Genomic DNA, 17,520 nt, shown 5'->3' on the forward strand with positions numbered 1-17,520 from the left:
CTGAGGCTGCAATAGTTGACTAGGCAGCAGTATAACGCGAATAGTTGCTGCGGCAAATGTTAATTGAAGCGCGATTTGGTTGCAGAGTTGCAAAAATGGCCCTGACGCGAGTGGGCTCATCGATGGCCTCGCGCGCAGGGTGACGTCGATGCCGCGCTGCAACGGAGTGCGCCGCTCGCGACATCTTGGCGTGCTATAATTTCAGGCTTTCCAAGCTGCAAATCGCGCGCGCATCGGGCAAAACGGTGCGCGCGCGCTTGCGCGTTCCATCCGTTTTCAGGTTTCTATGACCCGCGCCCTTCGCAACATCGCCATCATCGCCCACGTCGACCACGGCAAGACGACGCTCGTCGACCAACTGCTTCGCCAGTCCGGCACCTTCCGCGAGAACCAGCAGGTCGCAGAACGGGTGATGGACTCGAACGACATCGAAAAGGAGCGCGGGATCACGATCCTCGCGAAGAACTGCGCGGTCGAGTACGAAGGCACGCACATCAACATCGTCGACACGCCCGGGCACGCGGACTTCGGCGGCGAAGTGGAGCGCGTGCTGTCGATGGTCGACTCGGTGCTGCTGCTCGTCGACGCGGTCGAGGGCCCGATGCCGCAGACCCGCTTCGTGACGAAGAAGGCGCTCGCGCTCGGCCTGAAGCCGATCGTCGTCGTCAACAAGGTCGACCGCCCGGGCGCGCGGATCGACTGGGTGATCAACCAGACCTTCGACCTGTTCGACAAGCTCGGCGCAACCGAGGAGCAGCTCGACTTCCCCGTAGTCTACGCGTCGGGCCTGAACGGCTACGCGTCGCTCGATCCGGCCGCGCGCGACGGCGACATGCGTCCGCTGTTCGAGGCGATCCTCCAGCACGTGCCGGTGCGTCCGGCCGATCCGGAGGCGCCGCTGCAACTGCAGATCACGTCGCTCGACTATTCGACGTACGTCGGCCGGATCGGCGTCGGCCGCATCACGCGCGGGCGCATCAAGCCGGGCCAGCCGGTCGTGATGCGCTTCGGCCCGGAAGGCGAGGTGCTCAACCGCAAAATCAACCAGGTGCTGTCGTTCAAGGGGCTCGAGCGCGTGCAGGTCGAGTCGGCCGAGGCGGGCGACATCGTTCTCATCAACGGGATCGAGGACGTCGGCATTGGCGCGACGATCTGCGCGGTCGAAGCGCCTGAAGCGCTGCCGATGATCACGGTCGACGAGCCGACGCTGACGATGAACTTCCTCGTCAATTCGTCGCCGCTCGCCGGCCGCGAAGGCAAATTCGTGACGAGCCGCCAGATCCGCGATCGCCTGATGAAGGAGCTGAACCACAACGTCGCGCTGCGCGTGAAGGATACGGGCGACGAAACCGTGTTCGAAGTGTCGGGCCGCGGCGAGCTGCACCTGACGATCCTCGTCGAGAACATGCGCCGCGAAGGCTACGAGCTCGCGGTGTCGCGTCCGCGCGTCGTGATGCAGGAGGTCGACGGCGTCAAGCACGAGCCATACGAGTTGCTGACGGTCGACCTCGAGGACGAGCATCAGGGCGGCGTGATGGAGGAGCTGGGGCGCCGCAAGGGCGAAATGCTCGACATGGTGTCGGACGGGCGCGGCCGCACGCGTCTCGAGTACCGGATTCCGGCGCGCGGCCTGATTGGCTTCCAGAGCGAATTCCTGACGCTTACGCGCGGCACGGGCCTGATGAGCCATATCTTCGATTCGTACGCGCCCGTCAGGGAAGGCTCGGTCGGCGAGCGCCGCAACGGCGTGCTGATCTCGCAGGACGACGGCGCGGCGGTAGCGTACGCGCTCTGGAAGCTGCAGGATCGCGGCCGCATGTTCGTGAAGCCGGGCGACGCGCTCTACGAGGGCATGATCATCGGCATTCACAGCCGCGACAACGACCTCGTCGTGAACCCGATCAAGGGCAAGCAACTGACCAACGTGCGCGCGTCGGGCACCGATGAAGCGGTGCGTCTCGTGCCGCCGATCCAGATGTCGCTCGAATACGCGGTCGAATTCATCGATGACGACGAGCTCGTCGAAGTGACGCCGCAGTCGATCCGCCTGCGCAAGCGCCACCTGAAGGAGCACGAGCGCCGCCGCGCGAGCCGCGAGGCCGAGGCCGGCTGAGCGTGCGCCGGGCATCGTCCGGGCGTCGCGCCGCATTCGCCGCGCATCTCGAAAGCCGCCTTCGGGCGGCTTTTTTGCATGCGCCGACGGGTGGCGGGCGCGCCGATTGAAAAACTGTGTTTCATGCGTGCTCGGGAATGCGCGCGATGCCCGCGAAAGCCCGTCGCAGCGGGCTTTCAGGGCGCTATCGCCCGCTCGCCGCAGGGTTTTCTGTGCTATGCTGCGCGCACGCAAGTTTTAGGTCCTTCCAAGCAAGACTTGATTCGCGCAATCCGCTAAACGGTCAGGCCGTGTCGCGGAAGGTTGAGTAACCCGCTATTTCTCGAGAAGCTCGAAGAAAGGTGAGCGTCAAATGTCAGATGTAATGAAGCAATTCCAGCTGAACTCGTATCTGTTCGGCGGCAATGCTTCGTATGTTGAAGAACTGTACGAAGCCTATTTGGATAACCCGGCGTCGGTGCCGGACAACTGGCGCGAATATTTCGATGCGCTGCAAAACGTCCCCGCAACCGATGGTTCGAGCGCGAGCGACGTGGCCCACAACCCGATCGTAGAGTCGTTCGCCCAGCGCGCGAAAGCCAACGCTTTCATCCCGCGCGAAAGCGGCGGCAACCTCGCCACCGCCCGCAAGCAAGTCCACGTTCAGTCCCTCATCAGCGCGTATCGCTTCCTCGGCTCGCAATGGGCCAACCTCGATCCCCTGAAGCGCCGCGAACGCCCCGCGATTCCCGAGCTGGAACCCGCGTTCTACGATTTCTCCGAAGCCGACCTCGACCAGACGTTCAGCGCGAGCAACCTGTATTTCGGGTTCGAGCAGGCGTCGCTGCGCGACATCGTCAAGGGGCTGCGCGACACGTACTGCGGCACGATCGGCGTCGAATTCATGTACATCAGCGATCCCGAGCAGAAGCGCTGGTGGCAGGAGCGCCTCGAGTCGAGCCGCGCGACGCCGAACTTCTCGGCCGACAAGAAGAAGCACATCCTGAACCGCCTGACGGCCGCCGAAGGCCTCGAGCGCTATCTGCACACGAAGTACGTCGGCCAGAAGCGCTTCTCGCTCGAAGGCGGCGAGAGCTTCATCGCGTCGATGGACGAAGTCGTCCAGCGCGCAGGCTCGAAGGGCGTGCAGGAAATCGTCATCGGCATGGCGCACCGCGGCCGTCTGAACGTGCTCGTGAACACGCTCGGCAAGATGCCGGCGGATCTCTTCGCCGAATTCGAGGGCAAGCACGTCGACGACCTGCCGGCGGGCGACGTGAAGTACCACAAGGGCTTCTCGTCCGATATCGCGACGGAAGGCGGCCCGGTCCACCTGTCGCTCGCGTTCAACCCGTCGCACCTCGAAATCGTGAACCCGGTGGTCGAGGGCTCCGCGAAGGCGCGGATGGACCGCCGCGGCGACGCCGACGGCCTGCAGGTGCTGCCCGTGCAGATCCACGGCGACGCGGCGTTCGCCGGCCAGGGCGTCGTGATGGAAACGCTGAACCTCGCGCAGACGCGCGGCTACGGCACGCACGGCACGCTGCACATCGTCATCAACAACCAGATCGGCTTCACGACGTCGGACCCGCGCGACGCGCGCTCGACGCTGTACTGCACGGACGTCGTCAAGATGATCGAGGCGCCGGTGCTGCACGTGAACGGCGACGATCCGGAAGCGGTCGTGCTCGCGACGCAGATCGCGATCGACTACCGGATGCAGTTCCACAAGGATGTCGTGATCGACATCGTCTGCTTCCGCAAGCTCGGGCACAACGAGCAGGACACGCCGGCCGTCACGCAGCCGCTGATGTACAAGAAGATCGCTCAGCACCCAGGCACCCGCGCGCTGTACGCGGAGAAGCTCGCGCAGCAGGGCGTGATCAGCGCCGAGGACGCCGACGGCTTCGTGAAGGCGTACCGCAAGGCGATGGACGACGGCCACCACACGGTCGATCCGGTGCTGTCGAACTACAAGAGCAAGTACGCGGTCGACTGGATGCCGTTCCTGAACCGCAAGTGGACGGACGCCGCCGACACCGCGGTGCCGCTCGCCGAGCTGAAGCGCCTCGGCGAACGCATCACGACGGTGCCGCAAAACTTCAAGGTCCACCCGCTCGTCGAGCGCGTGATCAACGACCGCCGCAACATGGCGCGCGGCGATCAGCCCCTCGACTGGGGCATGGGCGAGCACCTCGCGTACGCATCGCTCGTCGCGTCCGGCTACGCCGTGCGCCTGACGGGCCAGGATTCGGGCCGCGGCACGTTCACGCACCGTCATGCGGTGCTGCACGACCAGAACCGCGAGCGCTGGAACGACGGCACGTACGTGCCGCTGCAGAACATCTCGGAAGGCCAGGCGAAGTTCAACGTGATCGACTCGGTGCTGTCCGAAGAGGCGGTGCTCGGCTTCGAATACGGCTACTCGACCGCCGAGCCGAACACGCTCGTGCTGTGGGAAGCGCAGTTCGGCGATTTCGCGAACGGCGCGCAGGTGGTGATCGACCAGTTCATCTCGTCGGGCGAAGTGAAGTGGGGCCGCGTGTCGGGCCTCACGATGCTGCTGCCGCACGGCTATGAAGGCCAGGGTCCGGAGCACTCGTCGGCGCGCATCGAGCGCTATCTGCAGTTGTGCGCGGAGCACAACATGCAGGTCGTCCAGCCGACGACGCCCGCGCAGATTTTCCACCTGCTGCGCCGCCAGATGATCCGCCTGTTCCGCAAGCCGCTCATCGTTGCGACGCCGAAGTCGCTGCTGCGCCACAAGGAAGCTGTGTCGGATCTGTCGGAGCTCGCGAAGGGTTCGTTCCAGCCGGTGCTCGGCGAAGTCGACGGCGGCATCGACGCGAAGAAGGTCAAGCGCGTGATCGCGTGCTCGGGCCGCGTGTACTACGACCTCGTCGCGCATCGCCGTGAAGCGAAGGCGAACGACGCCGCGATCGTGCGGATCGAGCAGCTCTATCCGTTCGCGCACAAGCAGTTCGAAGCGGAAATGAAGAAGTACGAGAACGCGACGGAAGTGGTCTGGGTGCAGGACGAGCCGCAAAATCAGGGGCCGTGGTTCTATGTCGAACACCACCTGAAGGAAGGCATGAAGGAAGGGCAGAAGCTCGCGTACAGCGGCCGCCCGGCTTCCGCCTCGCCGGCCGTCGGCTATTACGCGAAGCACTACGAGCAGCAGAAGGCCCTCATCGAAGGCGCATTCGGCCGCTTGAAGAGCGCATCGGTCGCGAAATAAAGAGACGTAGCGAAGCGGGAAGGCGCGGCGCGCTTTCCTGCGCGCGACGCGCGCCGCGATACCCGGCAGCGCATGCGGACGTCTCGTCATTACCCAGATTAAGCATCCAGGAAATTCACATGGCTATCGTAGAAGTCAAAGTCCCCCAGCTTTCGGAGTCGGTTTCGGAAGCGACCATGCTGCAGTGGAAGAAGAAGCCCGGCGAAGCCGTCGCACAAGACGAAATCCTGATCGAGCTCGAGACCGACAAGGTCGTCCTCGAAGTGCCGGCGCCCGCCGCGGGCGTGCTCGCGCAAGTGCTGCAGAACGACGGTGACACGGTCGTCGCCGACCAGGTGATCGCGACGATCGACACCGAAGCGAAGGCGGGCGCGGCCGAAGCTGCGGCAGGCGCCGCCGAAGTCAAGCCGGCCGCCGCTCCCGCCGCCGCGCCGGCGCCCGCCGCGCAGCCGGCTGCCGCCGCCGCGTCGAGCGCCGCGGCCGCATCGCCCGCCGCATCGAAGCTGATGGCCGAGAAGGGCATCGGCGCGGCCGACGTCGCAGGCTCGGGCCGCGACGGCCGCATCACGAAGGGCGACGTGCTGTCCGCGGGCAGCGCGCCGAAGGCCGCGGCGGCCCCCGCGCAGGCGTTGGCCGCGGCGAAGCCGTCGCTGCCGGAAGTGAAGGTGCCGGCGTCGGCGACGACGTGGCTCAACGACCGTCCGGAGCAGCGCGTGCCGATGTCGCGCCTGCGCGCGCGTATCGCCGAGCGTCTGCTCGAATCGCAGCAGACCAACGCGATCCTGACGACGTTCAACGAAGTGAACATGCAGCCCGTGATGGATCTGCGCGCGAAGTACAAGGACAAGTTCGAGAAGGAACACGGCGTGAAGCTCGGCTTCATGTCGTTCTTCGTGAAGGCGGCCGTCCACGCGCTGAAGAAGTTCCCGCTCGTGAACGCGTCGATCGACGGCAACGACATCGTCTATCACGGCTACTTCGACATCGGCATCGCGGTCGGTTCGCCGCGCGGCCTCGTCGTGCCGATCCTGCGCAACGCGGATCAGATGAGCCTCGCCGACATCGAGAAGAAGATCGCCGAATTCGGCCAGAAGGCGAAGGACGGCAAGCTGTCGATCGAGGAAATGACGGGCGGCACGTTCTCGATCTCGAACGGCGGCGTGTTCGGCTCGATGCTGTCGACCCCGATCATCAACCCGCCGCAGTCGGCCATCCTCGGCGTGCATGCGACGAAGGAACGTCCGGTCGTCGAGAACGGCCAGATCGTGATCCGTCCGATCAACTATCTCGCGCTGTCGTATGACCACCGGATCATCGACGGCCGCGAAGCGGTGCTGTCGCTCGTCGCGATGAAGGACGCGCTCGAAGATCCGGCGCGCCTGCTGCTCGACCTGTAAGCACGCTTTTCTCACCGTATCGAACCGCTTCGGCGGGCCGCGCGGGCGCCCATCGCGAGGCGCCTGCTCGGCTTGCCGGAGCCAAATCAAAGGATTGTCATGTCGAAGGAATTTGACGTCGTCGTGATCGGCGCGGGCCCGGGCGGCTATATCGCCGCGATCCGCGCCGCTCAACTGGGCAAAACGGTTGCCTGCATCGAAAAATGGAAGAACCCGGCCGGCGCGCTGAAGCTGGGCGGCACGTGCCTGAACGTCGGCTGCATCCCGTCGAAGGCGCTGCTCGCGTCGTCGGAGGAATTCGAGAACGCGCAGCACCATCTCGCCGACCACGGCATCAGCGTCGACGGCGTGAAGATGGACGTCGCGAAGATGCTCGCGCGCAAGGACGGGATCGTCGAGAAGATGACGGGCGGGATCGAGTTCCTGTTCAAGAAGAACAAGATCACGTGGCTCAAGGGCCACGGCAAGTTCACCGGCAAGACCGACGCCGGCGTCACGATCGAAGTGAGCGGCGAAGGCGAGACCGAAGTCGTCACCGCGAAGAACGTGATCATCGCGACGGGCTCGAAGGCGCGTCACCTGCCGAACGTGCCGGTCGACAACAAGATCGTCGCGGACAACGAAGGCGCGCTGACGTTCGACACGGTGCCGAAGAAGCTCGCCGTGATCGGCGCGGGCGTGATCGGCCTGGAGCTCGGCTCGGTGTGGCGGCGCCTCGGCGCCGAAGTGACGGTGCTCGAAGCGCTGCCGGCGTTCCTCGGCGCGGCCGACGAGGCGCTCGCGAAGGAAGCGGCGAAGCTGTTCAAGAAGCAGGGCCTCGACATCCACCTCGGCGTGAAGATCGACGAAGTGAAGACGGGCGCGAACGGCGTGTCGATCGCTTACACGGACAAGGACGGCAACGCGAAGACGCTCGACGCCGACCGCCTGATCGTGTCGGTCGGCCGCGTGCCGAACACCGAGAACCTCGGCCTCGAGGCGATCGGCCTGAAGGCGAACGAGCGCGGCTTCATCGACGTCGACGACCACTGCCGCACCGCGGTGCCGAACGTGTACGCGATCGGCGACGTCGTGCGCGGCCCGATGCTCGCGCACAAGGCGGAAGACGAAGGCGTGCTGGTCGCGGAAGTGATCGACGGCCAGAAGCCGCACATCGACTACAACTGCATTCCGTGGGTGATCTACACGTATCCGGAAATCGCGTGGGTCGGCAAGACGGAGCAGCAACTGAAGGCCGAGGGCCGCGAGATCAAGTCGGGCCGGTTCCCGTTCTCGATCAACGGCCGCGCGCTCGGCATGAACGCGCCGGACGGCTTCGTGAAGATGATCGCGGACGCGAAGACGGACGAGCTGCTCGGCGTGCACGTGATCGCCGCGAACGCGTCGGATCTGATCGCCGAAGCCGTCGTCGCGATGGAGTTCAAGGCGGCGTCGGAAGACGTTGCCCGCATCTGCCATCCGCACCCGTCGATGTCCGAAGTGATGCGCGAAGCGGCGCTCGCCGTCGACAAGCGCTCGCTCAACAGCTAAGCGCGACGGCGCAGCACCGCGCGCCGGCCTTCGCGGCCGGCCGCGCAGTTTCTCGGCGAAGGCGGGCGGGATTTTCCGCTCGCCTTCGTTTTTTGCCGGCTTGCATGATGAATGTCACCGAATACTACGAGCACGAGCTGAAGACGCGCGGCTATCAGTCCGATGCCGCGCAGCGCGCCGCGGTCGAACGCCTGCAGCGCTGCTACGGCGAATGGGTCGCCTACAAGGCGCGCCGCTCGAACGCGTTCAAGAAACTCGTCATCCGCCCGGATCTGCCGCGCGGCGTCTACATGTGGGGCGGCGTCGGGCGCGGCAAGAGCTTCCTGATGGACAGCTTCTACGCGGTCGTGCCGGTGCAGCGCAAGACGCGGCTGCACTTCCACGAGTTCATGCGCGAAGTGCATCGCGAGCTCGAGGAGCTGAAAGGGCAGGCCGATCCGCTCGACGAGCTCGCGCGCCGGATCGCGAAACGCTACCGGCTCATCTGCTTCGACGAATTCCATGTGTCGGACATCGCCGACGCGATGATCCTGTACCGGCTGCTCGACCGGCTGTTCTCGAACGGCGTGCAGTTCGTGATGACGTCCAACTACGATCCGGACGATCTGTATCCGGACGGCCTGCATCGCGACCGGATGCTGCCCGCGATCGCGCTTCTGAAGGAGCGGCTCGACGTGCTGAACGTCGACGCGGGTGTCGACTATCGGCAGCGCACGCTCACGCAGGTGCGGATGTATCACACGCCGCTCGGCGCGCAAGCCGACCGCGAGTTGCGCCACGCGTTCGCGCAGCTCGCCGCGGTGCCGGACGAGAACCCGATCCTGCACATCGAGAAGCGCGAGATCAAGGCGCTGCGCCGTGCGGACGGTGTCGTCTGGTTCGATTTCGCGACGCTCTGCGGCGGTCCGCGCTCGCAGAACGACTATCTCGAGCTCGCGAGCCGCTTCCATGCGATCGTGCTGTCCGACGTGCCGCAGATGTCGCCGCGGATGGCGTCCGAGGCGCGCCGCTTCACGTGGCTCATCGACGTGCTGTACGACCACAAGGTGAAGCTGCTGATGTCGGCCGCGGTGGCGGCCGATGATCTGTACGTCGAAGGACCGATGGCGAACGAATTCAGCCGCACGGTTTCGCGGATCGTCGAGATGCAGTCGAAGGAATATCTCGAGGCGCCGCGGCGCCTGATCGATACGTCGCTGACCTGATCCGGTTCGCGCGCCGTGCGCCGCGAACGACCCGACCCGAATTCGAAAACGCGCGCAGACGGTTAACTTCGGTTAATTCGGTATTAACTATTCTTAAATCGGCGCGCGTCGTGTATCCAATGCCGGTTCGTCTCGATATCGTTGCGGTCATGTTCTTCATGAACGGAGAAGCACATGACGCCGTATCGCGATATTACCGATGAGGAGTGGCAGCGCGTTGCTCCATTGCTGCCCGAGCTGCGTCCGCGCAAGGAATTGCGCGGCAGGCCGCTCGCGGACACGCGCGCGGTGCTGAATGGCGTGCTTTGGGTGATCTACAGCGGTGCGAACTGGTCGGCGATGCCGCGCCGCTTTCCCGCGTATCAGACTTGCCATCGCCGCTTCAAGGCGTGGCACGAATCCGGCGCGTTGAAGCGCGTGCTCGTCGAGCTGTTCGGCACGCAGAGCGACGATCTGTGCGAGCTGATGGCGATGCGCATGCGCACGCATGCGCGCTCGAAGGCCGCGCAGGCGCGCAGCGGCGCGGCATCGACGGCGACCTCGCCCGCGCCGCGTCACGAACACTCGCTCGAGCACATCGCCTGACACGGCGCGCGGCGTCTCGCACGCATGAAAAAACCGGCCTCGCGCAGATGCGCGAGGCCGGTTTTGTTTTTGCCGCTTTTGCCGCCTGGCGTTCGCGGGACGCGGCGCGCAAGCGGCGACCGGTGCATCGGGAGACGGGCGCTTGGCTTATTGAGCGCGCATCCACGTCTGCGAGCGGCCGAGCAGCGATACGCCGATGTAGCCGCGCACGATGAGCTTCTGGCCGCCTTCCTCGAGCTTCATCTTGCACTTGTAGACCTTGCCGTTTTCCGGGTCGAGGATGTTGCCGCCGTCCCAGCCTTCGCCGTCCTTCTTCATCGCCTTGATGATCGTCATGCCCTTGATGAGCTGATCCTTGCGCTCGTCGGTGCACGCGGTGCAGCGGCGGTCCGGCGTGTCGTGCTCGCCGAGGCCCTTGAGGACCTTGCCGGACAACTCGCCGGCCGAGTCTGCGGTGATCTGCACGAGCGCCTTCGGCTTGCCCGTGTGATCGTCGATCGTCTGCCACGTGCCGATCGGGCTGTCCGCCTGAGCGAACGCGCTCGCGGCGCATGCGAGAAGTGCGCCTGCCACGGTGATCGAGCGCAGTGAACGAGTCATTTGAAACATGTCTTCCTCCTTGGATCGCACGATGTCGTTTTCGTCAGCCCGCGGGCCGTCTGCGTCGGACGGCGGTGGATGCGAGCTTTGCGCAGAATACGTGAATCCGCGCGCGGCGTTTGATACAAGTGCTTCTAATCGAAGTGGCGACGTGCGATGCAAAAATGAAAAAATGCAAACGCGCGCGGCCCGCCGTGCGACGGGCCGCGAAGCGCAAACGAGCGGGGCGGGCGGACGTCAGTAGAGCTGATACGAGAACGATGCGTTCACGCGCGGGCTGCGCGACGCGCTTTCGATCGGCGCGTCGCCGACGGGTTTCGCGATCGACACGTCGAGATTGTAGAAACGGCTATCGGTCAGGCGCACGCCGAGCCCGACCGACGACAGGCGGCGCGGCACCGGCGTGCCCGAATGCAGATACACGCGGGCCATGTCGTACGCGATGTACGGCGTGATGTTCTTCAGGTACGTGAAGCCCGGCGTGAATGCGCGATTGAGTTCGAACGACGCGCCCCATCCCGAATCGCCCGACGTCTCGCCCGGCTGATAGCCGAGCGCGAAACGCTGCGCGCCGAACGAGATCTGCTCGGTGGTCGGCAGCGAATCGGGGCTGTACTGGCCCGTGAGCTGCACGGTCGAGCCGATCTTGAACGGCCACTCGTTCGTCTGCGCGAACGTCGCGCCCGTGCGCACGAACGTCGTCGAGGCGGGGTTCGTCGTGGTGACGCCCGGCAGGTTCGTGAAGCCCGACTTCGACGCGCCGAGAATGTCGAACGCCTTCGCCACATTGAAGCTCAGCTTCTGCACCTGCTTCGGCTGCACGCTCGTGTAGTCGAGCTGCATCTGCAGCACGCGCACCTGCGAGCGCATGCCGATCATCGCGCCCGTGCTCCGGTTCTGGTAGCGGTCTTCGTTGTGCGACGCGTAGCCCGACACCGTGCCGAGCAGGCTGCGCTGGTTGCTCAGCATCAGCGGATACGACGCGGACAGGCCGAGCTTGTCGTTGATCACGGTGCGCTGCACGTTGGGCAGCACGGTCTGGTCGACGGACGGATTGCCGCGGTAGTGGCTCGCGTCGAGGCGCGTGACGAGGCCGTTGCTGCCGATCGGCACGGCGCCGCTGAACGATACGTACGTCTGATTGTTCGGCCCCTTCGGGAACAGCGCGGAGATGCTCATCTGCTCGCCGAGCGACGTGAGGCCGTTCTCGGTCACGGTGAAAAGCCCTTGTACGCCTGGGTTGTTCGTATTGAGGCCCGCGCTCACGTTGATCGGCTTGCGATCGACGTTGAGCTCGAGCGTCGTCGCGCCGTCGGTGTTCTGCGGCGGCGGCACGTTTGCCTTCACCGTCACGCCGGGCAGCAGGCCGAACGTGTTCACGTAGCGCTCGAACGTCGCGCGGCGCAGCGGGCGGTCGTCCATGATGTGCGCGGCGATCGCGCGCACCTTCGGCTCCATCGCGCCGGGCCGGCCGGTGATCTTCAGGTTCGCGACATAGCCCTCGACGACCGTCACGCGCACGACGCCGCCTTCGAACGTCTGCGCGGGAACGAACGCGAACGACAGCGCATAGCCGCGCTCCTGATACAGCTTCGTCACGCCGTTCGCCGTCTCGATCAACTGGCCGATCGTGATGTCCTTGCCGACGAGCGGCGTGAAGCGCTGCGAGATCTCTTCGAACGGAATCGACCTGACGCCCTCGACCTGGAACGAGGTCGGCGTCAGATGGCGCGCGAGGAGCGCCTGCACCTGGACTTCCTGCGGCGCGACCTGCACGGTCACGCTCGGCTTGCTCGGCGTGTTGATCTGCGGCAGCGCTTCGAGCGGATTGCCGCCCGAGCGGCTTTGCGCATGCGCGGCACCGGCGGCCGCGACGAGCGCGAGCAGCAGCATCCAAGAATCGTGTCTGGATTTCATTGTGATTCCTCGTGGGCCTCTTTGTGCTTGTGATCTTCTAATGCCGTTGCGCGGCGCCTGGCGGGCCGCGCAACGTGGTCTTCCGTTGTTCTATGCGACTGCCACTGCGCCGCGCGCTCCTTGCCGGAAGGCGCGCGCGGTATGTCGCATCACTTGCCGAAACTGCCCAGCGTGCCGAGCGTACCCGTCACAGGGGCGAGGAGCCCCGTCGCGCCGCCCGTCGACGACGTCGAACCGGACAGCGTGCCCGTGAGAGGATTGAGCAAACCGGTGACGGGCGCGAGCGGGTTCGCACCAGCGCTCGTGCCGCCGCTCGCGAGGCTCGTGATCGGCGCGAGCGGGTTGCTCGCGCCGCCCGACACCGCGCTGCCGCCGAGTGAGCTGGTCGGCAGCGCGCCGCCGCCGAGGCTCGACAGCAGGCCGCTCAGCGGGCTGCCGAGCGTCGAGCCCGAGCTCGTGCCCGAGCCGGTCGCGACCGTTGCCGTCGAGCCGCCGACGAGGCTCGTGATGAGGCCCGGGATCGGCGCCGCGCCGTTCGGTGCGGCCGGGTTCACGAGGCCGCCCGCGTTCGTCACGGTGTTGCCGACCGCCGACACGAGCTGGCCGACGTCGCCGACGAGCGGCTGCGACGGGGACGTGCCCGCGATCTGCTTGCCGGCCGAGCTGATCGCGCCGCCGACTTGCTGCAGCAGGCCCGACACCGGCTGGCCGACGCCCGTCGTCGTGCCGACCGTCTGCGTGACCTGGCCCGCCGTGATGACGAGCGGCGTGACCGCGGAGCTGATCGGCTGCGTGATCTGCTGGACAGGCCCCGTCGACAGCGCGTTGCCGAGCATCGTGCCGGCCGCGTTCACACCGTTCGCGGCCGTCGCGAGCGCGCCCGCGACAGGCGTCGTGACGGGCGAGAGCGGGGCGAGCGGGCCCGTGCCGAGCGCCTGGACGGTCTGGCTGAGGCCCTGCACGGTGTTGCTCGCCGCGCTCACGACGTTGCCGAGGCCCGCGACTGTCGTGCCGACCGGATTCTGCGTGGAGCCGATCTGGCCGAGGCCGTTGCTGAGCGCATCCGCCGCGGCGTTGACGATGCCGCCCGTGCTGCCGACCGTCGCGCCGACGCCCTGGGTGACGCCGCTGCCGAGGCCCGGCACGCTCGTCGAGCCGATCGTGTTGCCGAGATCGGTCGCGGTCTTGCCGAGCGTGTTGACGACGCCCGACGTGCCCGCCGTGCCGCTGGTGCCGCTCGTGCCACTGGTTCCGCTCGTGCCGCTGGTCCCGCTGGTGCCGCCGCCGGCGGACGGCGGCGCGGTGACGTCGCTGCCGCCGCACGCGGCGAGCACGCACGCGGTTGCGAGCGCGGTGAGCGGAACGCGCCAGGCCGCGAGCGCGAATGACGGGACGAAACGTTGCTGGTTCATGATGCTGCTCCTCGCTGTCTTCTCTGATGCTGGATGGGCGCCGGCCCTTTTACTTCTTGATGCCGCCGAGCAGGCCGCCGACGAGCGACGTGACGGGCGACAGCAGGTTGGTCGAGCCGCCCGTGCCGCTGCTCGCGCCGGTCAGCGGCGCGGTGAGGCTCGCGACCGGGTTCGTCGCGGTCGTCGTCGAACCCGTCGCCGGCGCGGCGGTTGCACCGCCGAGCGCGCCCGTCGCGGTCGAGACGAGGTTCGTGACGGGGGCGAGCGGGCTCGTCGACGTCGCGCCGCCGGTGGCGCCCGAGAGTGCGCCCGTGACGGTCGACACGAGGCCCGTGACGGGCGCGAGCGGGCTGCTGCCGCCTGTACTGCCCGCGGCGCTCGTGAGCGCGCCCGTGACCGTCGACACGATGTTCGTGAGCGGCGCGAGCGGCGAGCTCGAGCCTGCGCTGCCAGCGGCGCCCGAGAGCGCGCCCGTGACCGTCGACACGACGTTCGTGAGCGGCGCGAGCGGGGTGCCCGAGGTTGCGCCGCCGACGCCGCTCAGCGTGCCCGTCAGGCCGCCGACGGCGGCCGTGATCGGCGCGAGCGGATTCGTGGAGCCGGTGCCGCCCGTCAGCAGGCCGCCGACCGACGTGATCGTGTTGCCGGTTGCCGACACCGTCTGGCCGAGGCCCGTCGTGACCGGGTTGTTGCCCGTCTTCGTGATCAGCGCGCCGGCCTGGTTCAGGCCTCCGCCGATCGTGCCGAGCAGCGTGTTGGCGGGCGCACCGAGGCCCGTCACGTTGCCGACCGTCTGCGTCGTGCCCGTGACCATCGACGTGATCGGCGTGATCGCCGAGCTGACCGTCTGCGTCAGTTGCTGGACGGGGCCTGTCGACAGCGCGGTGGTGAGCGTCGTGCCGCCCGCGGTGATCGTGTTGCCGAGCGTGCTGACCGCGCCGCCGAGCGGCGACGTGAGCGGCGACAGCGGCGCGAGCGGGCCGCTGCCGAGGCTCGTCACGAGTTTGCCCGTCTGCGTGACGGCGCCGCCCAACTGGCTGACCACGCCGCCCGTGCTTGCGACGGTCGTGCCGATCGGGTTGGTTGACGAGCCGAGCTGGCCGATGCCGCTCGTCACGCCGGAGCCGAGCACGCTGACCGCGCCGCCGAGGCTCTGAACGACGCCGCCGAGCGCCTGCGTCGTCTGCGGGTTCACGCCGGGCAGCGTCTGGCTGCCGACGACGGTGCCGAGACCCGACACGGTCGAGCCGGCGCCGCTGACGATGCCGCCCGTGTTGCCGGCGATCGTGCCGAGTGCGTTGATGCTCGACGTCGTCGAGCCGCCGCCTGACGTGGAGCCGCCGCCCGAGGTCGAACCGCCGCCCGACGTGGAGCTGCCGCCGGAGGTCGAGCCGCCGCCGCCCGACAGGCCGCCCGTCGAGCCGGAACCGCCGGAGCCGCCCGAACCCGAGCCGCTCGTGCCACCCGAGCCCGAGCCGCCGTCCCCCGTCGTGGAAATCGCGTTGCCGCTGCCGCTACCGGAGCCCGAGCCGTCGAGCCCCTTGCTGATCGAGCCGGAGCCGCCGCACGCGGAAAGGGAGAGCATGGCTGCCACGGTGGCCGCGATCAAAGTCGTCCGGAGCGTGCCATGGGAAATCGTGCTGATGTTCATCATCGTCCTCGCATTGGTGTGTTGTCTGTTGCTTGATTTGCCGCACTTGCGCACGACTACTCTGCAACTGGCGTGCCATTTCGTTGGACGATCTTTTCGGTGCGCGCGGCGAGATCCGGCAAACCCTTGTCAGACAAGGGTTTTGGCGGAGCGGGATGGCGCGGGAAAAACGATGGGGCGGGTGCGGCGAGGGCGTGTTTTTATGCGTTCGTAACGTAACGCCGCATGGCGCGCGTTACGGATGCGGCGTAACGTGCGACAGAAACGCGTCGCGCGCCATCGACATTTGAACCCTGCGTTTTACTGATGAATTAGGTATGTAGATCTAACCTATCGTAAGTCCTTATGTGTAAGGACTACCGACAGATCGTAAAAATAAGCGTGCGCACGGTCATAGTGTCTGATCAAAATCGATGAAAAATGTGGAACAAAAAAGGGTTCGGATATAAGATGCGCTCGTGCGCTATTTGTACGACCTAGTACATCAGGGAATACGAGGGGGACGCCGCCGACATAAATGTTAACTTGTATCAAATTGTTAGAAACTCTTGAAAAAAGGAGTTATAACGAAACCGCCCGAGCCGGCATTAAAGTCGGACTGGCGGGGGCAAGGTCGGCCGATAGCGAAAAGCAAGGCCAATGAAGACTCAAGGCACGAGGATCAACATGAAACAACTGATGCATCGCTTCTTCAAGGAAGAGGCCGGGGTGACCGCGATCGAATACGGGTTGATCGCAGGTCTTATCGCGGTGGCCATCGCGACGACGGTCGGCACGGTCGGTACCGATCTGAGCTCGCTGTTCAGCACGATCGCCAGCAAATTGCCGGCGGCCTGACTTTCACATCCAATTACGCATGACCACGAATTGCGGATTGCTTCGGCAATCCGCAAACGTCGCTGGGCGGCTGGGGCTGAGATGATTCGTCTCTTCAGTATTGGATTCTTTTTCGCCTGGGCTGCGGCTGTTGCAATTGCAGATTGTCGCAATCGCCGTATTCCCAATGAATTGGTGCTCGCCGGTTTCGCCGCCGTTATCATTTTTACAGCCTGCCGACAAAATCCGTTCGAAACGACATTGACCGGCGCATTGGTCGGCGCAACAGTCGGTCTCGTTTCCCTTTTTCCGTTTTTCGCGCTGCGCGTGATGGGCGCCGCCGACGTGAAGGTATTCGCGGTGCTCGGCGCGTGGTGCGGGCTGCCGGCGTTGCCGCGGCTATGGATCGTCGCGAGCGTCGCGGCGGGCATCCACGCGCTTGGCCTGATGCTCGTGACCCGCACGCCGCTCGGCTCGCTCGGGCGCAACGGCGCGCCCGCGTTCGCGCTCGGCGCGCGCCGCTCCGCGCCTTATGCGGCGTTTCTCGTCGCGCCCGCCGCCGCGTGGCTCGCCTATCTGATTCACACCGGAGGCACGCGATGATGCGCGCGCTCGGCCGATTCCGCTCGCCGCGCCGCCAGCGCGGCGCGACCGCGATCGAATTCGCGATCCTGTTTCCGCTGTTCTTTCTGATCCTCTACGGGATCGTGACATACGGCATGATCTTCGCCGCGCAGCAGAGCCTGACGCTCGCCGCGACGGAGGGCGCGCGCGCCGCGCTCAACTATCAGGTCGCGCAGACCCAGGCGGCGGCGCTCGGCCTGCGCGCGGCGGCCGCGTGCACGGCCGCGAACAATCTGACGGGCTGGCTGTCGGGCGCGACGTGCACGACTTCGTCGAACTACACGTGCTCGTACGATTCGACGATGTTTTGCATCCAGGTCACGGTCACGTATCCGTACGCGGCCAATCCGCTCGTGCCGGCGGTCGCGCTGTTCGACGCGGTGCTGCCGACCACGCTGACGAGCCGGGCGACGGTGCAGATCAATCCGACGAACATCATATGAAGAACACGAT

14 protein-coding genes are annotated in these 17,520 nt (G+C 66.1%); 9 read left to right on the plus strand and 5 right to left on the minus strand.

Going from position 1 to position 17,520, the window contains the following annotated elements:
• Window positions 1-193 precede the first annotated feature (193 nt).
• Window positions 194-334 (minus strand): pyridoxal-dependent decarboxylase, encoded by a 141-nt coding sequence (locus WS92_RS36685; protein WP_162486747.1) that lies wholly within the window; start codon window positions 332-334, stop codon window positions 194-196.
• Between WS92_RS36685 and typA the strand changes: the two genes are divergently transcribed.
• The 6 genes from typA to WS92_RS18625 all read left to right on the plus strand — a co-directional run bounded on the left by typA (window position 287) and on the right by WS92_RS18625 (window position 10,047).
• The gene (gene typA, locus WS92_RS18600; protein ID WP_006026540.1) at window positions 287-2,113 is read left to right on the plus strand and encodes a translational GTPase TypA; all 1,827 of its coding nucleotides are present in this window, start codon (window positions 287-289) and stop codon (window positions 2,111-2,113) included. The genes WS92_RS36685 and typA overlap by 48 nt on opposite strands.
• A 352-nt stretch (window positions 2,114-2,465) precedes the next feature.
• Window positions 2,466-5,330: a 2-oxoglutarate dehydrogenase E1 component gene (locus tag WS92_RS18605; RefSeq protein WP_009912636.1), complete on the plus strand. Its 2,865-nt coding sequence runs from the start codon at window positions 2,466-2,468 to the stop codon at window positions 5,328-5,330.
• A gap of 119 nt (window positions 5,331-5,449) precedes the next feature.
• Window positions 5,450-6,727 carry a 2-oxoglutarate dehydrogenase complex dihydrolipoyllysine-residue succinyltransferase gene (gene odhB / locus WS92_RS18610; protein WP_015601426.1) on the plus strand — a complete coding sequence of 426 codons (1,278 nt, stop codon included), beginning with the start codon at window positions 5,450-5,452 and terminating at the stop codon, window positions 6,725-6,727.
• Between the two features lie 99 nt (window positions 6,728-6,826).
• Window positions 6,827-8,257, plus strand: coding sequence for a dihydrolipoyl dehydrogenase (gene lpdA / locus WS92_RS18615; RefSeq protein WP_015601780.1), 1,431 nt, complete (start codon window positions 6,827-6,829; stop codon window positions 8,255-8,257).
• Window positions 8,258-8,364: 107 nt separating this feature from the next.
• The gene (gene zapE / locus WS92_RS18620) at window positions 8,365-9,462 is read left to right on the plus strand and encodes a cell division protein ZapE (RefSeq protein WP_006026544.1); all 1,098 of its coding nucleotides are present in this window, start codon (window positions 8,365-8,367) and stop codon (window positions 9,460-9,462) included.
• 174 nt (window positions 9,463-9,636) lie between these two features.
• The gene (locus tag WS92_RS18625; RefSeq protein WP_059929677.1) at window positions 9,637-10,047 is read left to right on the plus strand and encodes a transposase; all 411 of its coding nucleotides are present in this window, start codon (window positions 9,637-9,639) and stop codon (window positions 10,045-10,047) included.
• Window positions 10,048-10,194: 147 nt separating this feature from the next.
• Here WS92_RS18625 and WS92_RS18630 read toward each other — a convergent pair whose 3' ends face one another.
• From WS92_RS18630 to WS92_RS18645, 4 genes are all read right to left on the minus strand, one after another.
• A complete protein-coding gene (locus WS92_RS18630) occupies window positions 10,195-10,656 on the minus strand; it encodes a DUF2147 domain-containing protein (RefSeq protein WP_059929675.1) in 462 nt (153 codons plus the stop codon).
• Between the two features lie 228 nt (window positions 10,657-10,884).
• Window positions 10,885-12,540, minus strand: a complete 1,656-nt coding sequence (locus WS92_RS18635) for a ShlB/FhaC/HecB family hemolysin secretion/activation protein (RefSeq protein ID WP_170963106.1) — start codon at window positions 12,538-12,540, stop codon at window positions 10,885-10,887.
• 173 nt (window positions 12,541-12,713) lie between these two features.
• On the minus strand, window positions 12,714-13,976 hold the full coding sequence (locus tag WS92_RS18640; protein WP_059929673.1) for a collagen-like triple helix repeat-containing protein: 1,263 nt from the start codon (window positions 13,974-13,976) through the stop codon (window positions 12,714-12,716).
• 49 nt (window positions 13,977-14,025) lie between these two features.
• Window positions 14,026-15,627 (minus strand): collagen-like triple helix repeat-containing protein, encoded by a 1,602-nt coding sequence (locus tag WS92_RS18645; RefSeq protein ID WP_059929745.1) that lies wholly within the window; start codon window positions 15,625-15,627, stop codon window positions 14,026-14,028.
• Between the two features lie 639 nt (window positions 15,628-16,266).
• On the opposite strand from WS92_RS18645, the gene WS92_RS18655 reads away from it, so the two are divergent.
• From WS92_RS18655 to WS92_RS18665, 3 genes are all read left to right on the plus strand, one after another.
• The gene (locus WS92_RS18655; protein WP_006026550.1) at window positions 16,267-16,464 is read left to right on the plus strand and encodes a Flp family type IVb pilin; all 198 of its coding nucleotides are present in this window, start codon (window positions 16,267-16,269) and stop codon (window positions 16,462-16,464) included.
• Window positions 16,465-16,545: 81 nt separating this feature from the next.
• Entirely contained in the window at window positions 16,546-17,046 is a 501-nt protein-coding gene (locus WS92_RS18660; RefSeq protein ID WP_059929671.1) for an A24 family peptidase, read from the plus strand.
• Complete coding sequence (locus WS92_RS18665; RefSeq protein ID WP_006026552.1) at window positions 17,043-17,510, plus strand: TadE/TadG family type IV pilus assembly protein; 468 nt, start codon at window positions 17,043-17,045, stop codon at window positions 17,508-17,510. Before WS92_RS18660 ends, WS92_RS18665 begins: the two co-directional genes overlap by 4 nt.
• Window positions 17,511-17,520 lie beyond the last annotated feature (10 nt).

Source organism: Burkholderia sp. MSMB1588 (assembly GCF_001546925.1).
In the GTDB taxonomy this organism is placed as follows: Bacteria; Pseudomonadota; Gammaproteobacteria; order Burkholderiales; family Burkholderiaceae; genus Burkholderia; species Burkholderia humptydooensis.

What these genes read in the sequence shown, in the direction of transcription:
- typA (WP_006026540.1), top strand. Translation starts at nt 287, where the DNA reads ATGACCCGCGCCCTTCGCAACATCGCCATCATCGCCCACGTCGACCAC.
- WS92_RS18605 (WP_009912636.1), top strand. Translation starts at nt 2,466, where the DNA reads ATGTCAGATGTAATGAAGCAATTCCAGCTGAACTCGTATCTGTTCGGC.
- odhB (WP_015601426.1), top strand. Translation starts at nt 5,450, where the DNA reads ATGGCTATCGTAGAAGTCAAAGTCCCCCAGCTTTCGGAGTCGGTTTCG.
- lpdA (WP_015601780.1), top strand. Translation starts at nt 6,827, where the DNA reads ATGTCGAAGGAATTTGACGTCGTCGTGATCGGCGCGGGCCCGGGCGGC.
- zapE (WP_006026544.1), top strand. Translation starts at nt 8,365, where the DNA reads ATGAATGTCACCGAATACTACGAGCACGAGCTGAAGACGCGCGGCTAT.
- WS92_RS18625 (WP_059929677.1), top strand. Translation starts at nt 9,637, where the DNA reads ATGACGCCGTATCGCGATATTACCGATGAGGAGTGGCAGCGCGTTGCT.
- WS92_RS18630 (WP_059929675.1), bottom strand. Translation starts at nt 10,656, where the DNA reads ATGTTTCAAATGACTCGTTCACTGCGCTCGATCACCGTGGCAGGCGCA.
- WS92_RS18635 (WP_170963106.1), bottom strand. Translation starts at nt 12,540, where the DNA reads ATGCTGCTGCTCGCGCTCGTCGCGGCCGCCGGTGCCGCGCATGCGCAA.
- WS92_RS18640 (WP_059929673.1), bottom strand. Translation starts at nt 13,976, where the DNA reads ATGAACCAGCAACGTTTCGTCCCGTCATTCGCGCTCGCGGCCTGGCGC.
- WS92_RS18645 (WP_059929745.1), bottom strand. Translation starts at nt 15,627, where the DNA reads ATGAACATCAGCACGATTTCCCATGGCACGCTCCGGACGACTTTGATC.
- WS92_RS18655 (WP_006026550.1), top strand. Translation starts at nt 16,267, where the DNA reads ATGAAGACTCAAGGCACGAGGATCAACATGAAACAACTGATGCATCGC.
- WS92_RS18660 (WP_059929671.1), top strand. Translation starts at nt 16,546, where the DNA reads ATGATTCGTCTCTTCAGTATTGGATTCTTTTTCGCCTGGGCTGCGGCT.
- WS92_RS18665 (WP_006026552.1), top strand. Translation starts at nt 17,043, where the DNA reads ATGATGCGCGCGCTCGGCCGATTCCGCTCGCCGCGCCGCCAGCGCGGC.